At 69.7% G+C, this 5,341-nt stretch carries 6 protein-coding genes; 2 read left to right on the forward strand and 4 right to left on the reverse strand.

Annotation, left to right across the window (positions count from 1 at the left end; translation table 11 throughout):
• Positions 1 to 148: 148 nt before the first annotated feature.
• Together DBR34_RS01040 and DBR34_RS01045 are read right to left on the reverse strand one after the other, a co-directional pair.
• Positions 149 to 598 (reverse strand): 3-dehydroquinate dehydratase, encoded by a 450-nt coding sequence (locus DBR34_RS01040; protein WP_128095356.1) that lies wholly within the window; start codon positions 596 to 598, stop codon positions 149 to 151.
• Between the two features lie 3 nt (positions 599 to 601).
• Positions 602 to 1,009, reverse strand: coding sequence for a hypothetical protein (locus DBR34_RS01045; protein ID WP_128095357.1), 408 nt, complete (start codon positions 1,007 to 1,009; stop codon positions 602 to 604).
• Positions 1,010 to 1,188: 179 nt separating this feature from the next.
• Here DBR34_RS01045 and lepB point away from each other — a divergent pair, with 179 nt between their 5' ends.
• Positions 1,189 to 1,824 (forward strand): signal peptidase I, encoded by a 636-nt coding sequence (gene lepB / locus DBR34_RS01050; RefSeq protein WP_128095358.1) that lies wholly within the window; start codon positions 1,189 to 1,191, stop codon positions 1,822 to 1,824.
• 132 nt (positions 1,825 to 1,956) lie between these two features.
• On the forward strand, positions 1,957 to 3,228 hold the full coding sequence (locus tag DBR34_RS01055; RefSeq protein WP_128095360.1) for an MFS transporter: 1,272 nt from the start codon (positions 1,957 to 1,959) through the stop codon (positions 3,226 to 3,228).
• 35 nt (positions 3,229 to 3,263) lie between these two features.
• On the opposite strand, the gene DBR34_RS01060 is transcribed toward DBR34_RS01055, so the two are convergent.
• Positions 3,264 to 4,169: a LysR family transcriptional regulator gene (locus DBR34_RS01060; protein WP_128095359.1), complete on the reverse strand. Its 906-nt coding sequence runs from the start codon at positions 4,167 to 4,169 to the stop codon at positions 3,264 to 3,266.
• Between the two features lie 13 nt (positions 4,170 to 4,182).
• A complete protein-coding gene (locus DBR34_RS01065; RefSeq protein ID WP_038691179.1) occupies positions 4,183 to 5,148 on the reverse strand; it encodes a LysR substrate-binding domain-containing protein in 966 nt (321 codons plus the stop codon).
• Positions 5,149 to 5,341 lie beyond the last annotated feature (193 nt).

Consider the following 5,341-nt stretch of genomic DNA (forward strand, 5'->3'; position numbering starts at 1 on the left):
GTCGGGTGCTGGGGTCCCCTACCCTTGGAGGCGAAATAAAGGGGGAGGGGGCGGCCGCAGGCCGACGCCGGAGGACATTCGCCGGAAAGGGTAGGGGACCCCAGCGCCCGACACACCGACCGACCGCCCCGCGTGGCCGCAGCGTCCCTCACGTCCCCACGTGCACCCCGTCCACGATCTCGCTGCACCCCAGGTGGTCCAGTGCGATCTCCAGCGCATGCATGTAGCTCTGCGCGCAGTACCCGTGTGCCACGCCGATGCGCTGGCCGATGTCCGGCGGCAGGCAGGCTTCGGGGCTGCGGGTGTCATCGTCGTGCACTTCCACGTAGGCATTGCGCAGGTAGGGCAGCAACTGCTGCAGGCGCAGGCTGCCCACGCACGCACCCGGGTCGAGCAGGGTCACCTCGCCCCGGCTGTGGTCGGCCACGCGCAGCGCATCCAGCAGTTCCTGTTCGGACCCGCACGCGCGGATGGCCACCGTGGTGCCCGCGTCGATCGCACGGTGCACCAGCGACTTCAACACCGGCGCCGGCAACGGCTGTGCAGTGCGGATCAGCTGGCCGGCCGCCTCCGGACCACGAATGATGAAAATCGACATGGCTCAGGCCTCCGCCGCCAGGCGACGCGCCGCGATGGCCAGCGACAGCCGGCACGCATCGGCGCGGCCGCTGCTGCACACCACCCGCGCGGTCGGCGCGTGCTGCGGGTGCAGGTGGTCGTCCAGCGCGTCGTCGTCGTTGCTGGCCATCTCGATGTAGGGCGCCGGCAGCGCCTCCAGCGCCGTGCGCAGCGCCTGCCCATAGCGCGCCCACTGCGGCGCATCGACCGCCGTGGTGGCAATCAGCACCAGCGCCGGGCGGCTGCGTTGTGCCCGCTGCAGGCAGCGCACCAGCGCCGGCAGGGAATCGCAGTCGCGGCAGGCCACGCGGTGCCCGGCGACCCGGGCAGGCAGCGGCAGGGTGTCCGGTGCCGCGCCAGGCGGCGAGTGCCGGATCATCAGGATGGTCATGCAACACCTCGTTCAAACGCCTTGCGGCGCGGTGGTGCCACGATGCGACCGGAACGCGTAAAACCACCATGCCCCGGGTGCCTGCGCCGCATAAATTCCGCGTAGCTTCTGGGCGCGCGGCCGGGGAACTTGGCAGGCCCCGCCACGGTCATAGCCCAACACCCCGAGAGAGCCTGGCCATGGATATGCCCGCTACCGAACCCGCGTCCGCCCCCTCCAACCGCATCGTGCACTGGCTGAAGAAGGAAGCACTGCCCCTGGCGGTGATGCTGGGCCTGCTGTTGGCCGCCCGCGACTCGCTGGCCAACCACTACCAGGTGCCCAGCGGTTCGATGCAGCACACCCTGATGCCAGGCGACCGGGTGGTGGTGGACATGCGCGCCTATGGCCTGCGCCTGCCCTTCACCTCGGTGGAACTGCTGCCTACCGGCCAGCCGCAGCGCGGCGACGTGGCGGTGTTCGACTCGCCGGTGGACGGCATCCGCCTGATCAAGCGGATTGCCGCGGTGGGCGGCGACCGGGTCGAGCTGCATGACGGCCACCTCAGCATCAATGGCCAGCCGCTGGCCGACGCCAGCCAGGGCGAGGTCGAAGACTTCGGCCAGCATGTGGCCCAGCTCGATCTTGGCCAGGGCGGCGGGCCGGACATCACCGGGCTGACCGTCCCGGACGGCAAGGTGCTGATGCTCGGCGACCACCGTGGCAACAGCGCCGACGGCCGCTTCTTCGGGCTGGTCCAGGCCAGCGCGTTGTACGGCAAGGCCTCGCACGTCTACTACCGGCGCGGGGACGGCCTGACCTGGCAGGCGCTGTAACTGCGGTCGCGATCTGAATCGATATGTAGATCGTCTCGATGCAGACATTCCAGGTTATGGATCGACTTGTCGGCGCTGCCTATCCTGAGCGCTGACTTCTCGTCCGGGCCCGCGCAGGCGGGCCATATCCGCATGAATGGCGACACCGCAGCGGTTCCCGACCGCAGCCCCGCTGCTCCCGCAACGGCGGCGGCAGACCAGATCCAGCAGGGCACGCCCGCGTTCCGGCGCACGGCGGCCGCGCTGTTCCTGGCCGGGTTCTCCACCTTTGGCCTGCTCTACACGGTGCAGCCGCTGCTGCCCGAGTTCAGCCGGCACTTCGGCGTGTCGGCGGCCAACAGCGCGCTGACCCTGTCGCTGAGCACCGGCCTGCTGGCGGTGTCGATGCTGATCGCCGGGCTGATCTCCGACCGCATCGGCCGCCGCAGCGTGATGGTGGCCGCGTTGCTGGCCTCCAGCGTGTTGTCCGTGGCCACCGCGATGGTGGACGACTGGTCCACGCTGCTGGTGCTGCGCACGCTGTTGGGTATCGCGCTGAGCGGCGTGCCGGCGGTGGGCATGACCTACCTGGCCGAAGAAATGGACAGCCGCGCGCTGGGTCTGGCGATGGGGCTGTACATCGGCGGCAACGCCATCGGCGGCATGAGCGGCCGGCTCATCGCCGGCATCGTGGCCGACCACTGGGGCTGGCGCTGGGGCATCGGCGTAGTCTCGGCGATCGCGCTGCTCAGCACCGTGCTGCTGTGGATCCAGCTGCCCCCGTCGCGCCACTTCCAGCAGCGCCGCAGCGGACTGCGCGAACTGCCGGCGCGCTGGGGCCGCCTGTTCGCCGACCCCGGCCTGCCGTGGCTGTTCGCCACCGCCTTCGTGCTGATGGGCGTGTTCGTCACCCTCTACAACTACCTCGGCTACCACCTGCTCGCCCCGCCATACCGGCTAAGCCAGACCGTGGTCGGCCTGATCTTCAGCGTGTACCTGGTCGGCACCTTCAGTTCGGCGTGGATGGGGCAGCAGGCCACCCGGCATGGCCGCAGCCGCGTGCTGGCCATCTGCTACGGGCTGATCGCGCTGGGCATCGTGCTGCTGGCCCTGCCGTGGCTGGGCTGCATGGCCGCCGGCATCGCGCTGGTCACGTTCGGCTTCTTCGGCGGGCACTCGGTGGCCAGCAGCTGGGTCGGCAGCCGGGCCGGCACGCTGCGCGCCGAAGCGTCGGCGCTGTACCTGTTCGCCTACTACCTGGGCTCCAGCGTGGCCGGCGTCATCGGCGGCGTGTTCTACACCCACTGGGACTGGTTGGGTGTGTGCGGTTTCGTCGGTGTGCTGACCGTGGCCGGCGGCGTGATCGCCTGGCGGCTGGGGCGGCGCGTACAACCGGCGGGCGCCGCGCTTGCGGTGAGCCGCTGACGGCAGCGGCGTTCCGCTGCTGGCCTCGCCGGTGCTCAACCGTTGGCCTGGCCCTGCAGCAGCTGGGTGAAATGGGCGATCAGCGGCGAGGCGGTGCCGCGCCGGCAGGCTACGTGCACTTCCGAACTGGCGGCGCGGTCGCTGAGCGCCACGAAGCGCGCGCCGTCCACCTGGATATGGCTGCACGAGGCGGGCAGCACCGTCACCCCGAGCCCCGAGGCCGCCAGGCTGATCAGCGTCGAGGCCTCGCCGGCCTCCTGGATGATGCGGGGGGTGAAGCCCGCGCTGCGGCACAACGCGATGAAGTGATCGTGGATACCGGCACCGACCTCGCGCAGGAAGCCCACGAACGGTTCGTGCGCGAACAGCCGCAGTGCCACCGACGCGTCAGCCGGTAGCGCGCGCACCAGCGGATGCTGGTCGTGCACCACCAGCGCCAGCGGATCGCTGAACAATTTGCGCGACATCAACGGCGCGGGCAGGGCGCGCTTGCGGATCAGCCCGACGTCGAGCTCGCCAGCCATCAACGCATCGATCTGCTGCAGGGTGTTCATCTCGCGCAGCTTCAACTGCACCTGCGGAAACTGCTGGCGGTAGGCGAAGATCGCCCGCGGAATCTGCGTGGACAGTGGCGTGGCGCGGGTCAGCCCGATGCGCAGCTCGCCGGTTTCGCCGCGCTGCGCGCGCTGGGTGAGGTCCACCGCCTTGTCCATGCGTTCGAGCACCGCCGTGGCCTGTTCCTGCAGCACGCGCCCGGCTTCGGTCAGCTCCACGCGGCGGTTCGCGCGGAGGAACAAGCGTGCGCCGAGTAGTGTTTCCAGCTGACGGATCTGCTGGCTGAGCGGCGGCTGCGACATCCCCAGGCGTTCGGCCGCGCGGCCGAAATGCAGGGTGTCGGCGACGGCCAGGAAGTAGCGCAGGTGGCGCAGTTCGATCGACATGGCAGGGCAGGCGTCAGCGCTCGGAATGACCGCTTTCATCATAGCTGCGCGGACTGAACAGGTCCGGCTGGATCAGCTCGATGAAGGCACGCGCCTGCGGCGACAGGAAGCGCCCGCGGCGCACGATGACCCCGTAGCTGCGCTCGGGGAACCAGGCACTCATCGAGCGCGTTACCAGCCGGTCGCGGTCGGCGTCGTTGAGGCACAGCGCGGGCACGATCGAGATGCCCATGCCCATCGCCACGTATTGCTTGATCACTTCCCAGCCGCCCACTTCCAGCGCCACGGTGTAGGGCAGGCGGTGGCGCTGGAACACCTGGTCGACCAGCCGGTAGGTGATCTGGCGCTTGGGCGGCAGCACCAGCGGATGCTGCGAGATCGCCTCCAGGCTGAGCTCGCCCCGCGCCAGCGCGTGCCCGGGCGGGGCAATCAACACCTGCTCGAAGCGGTAGGCCGGGGCGTAGCTGAGGTCGGCCGGCACGTCGGTCATCGAACCCACCGCCAGGTCGGCCGCGTCGCTGCGCAGCAGGTCGGTACCGTCGGCGCTGATCGCGTTGTGCAGGGTCAGGCGCACGTCCGGGTGGCGCTGGCGGAAGCGCTCCACGATGCGCGGCAGCAGGTACAGGATGGTCGAGCTGTTGGCGGCGATGTTGAGCTCGCCGGCATCCAGCCCCTTCACCTTGTCGCGGAAGCTGGCCTCCAGCCCGTCCAGGTTTTCCACCAGCGGCAAGGCCATCTCGAACAGCAGCTGGCCCTCGCGGCTCGGCACCAGGCGGCGCCCGCTGCGCTCGAACAGGTCCACCCCCAGCTCGCGCTCCAGCGCCTGCAACTGCTGGCTGATGGCCGGTTGGCTGACGAACAGCGCCTCAGCCGCCCGTGAGACCGACCCCAGACGCACCGTCTGGCAGAACGCGCGCAGTGGTTTGAGCCGGTCGGACTTGTAGGAAAAACGGGGACTTGGCGCGGGCGGTGTGGGCATGGCGTCACGAGTATAAGCACAACTTATGTAAAGCATTGCTATAACTGTTTTGTCATATACGGTACGGCGGCGCACGGTGGGGCCTACCGCAATGCAGGAGCCCGCCATGTCCGCCGTCGCCGCTTACGCCACTGCCCAGCCCACCCCTGCCGATGCCCCGGCCACGCCCGGGATTGCGCTGACCACCCAGCTC

This window comes from Stenotrophomonas sp. HMWF003 (assembly GCF_003061285.1).
Classification (GTDB): domain Bacteria; phylum Pseudomonadota; class Gammaproteobacteria; order Xanthomonadales; family Xanthomonadaceae; genus Stenotrophomonas; species Stenotrophomonas maltophilia_AP.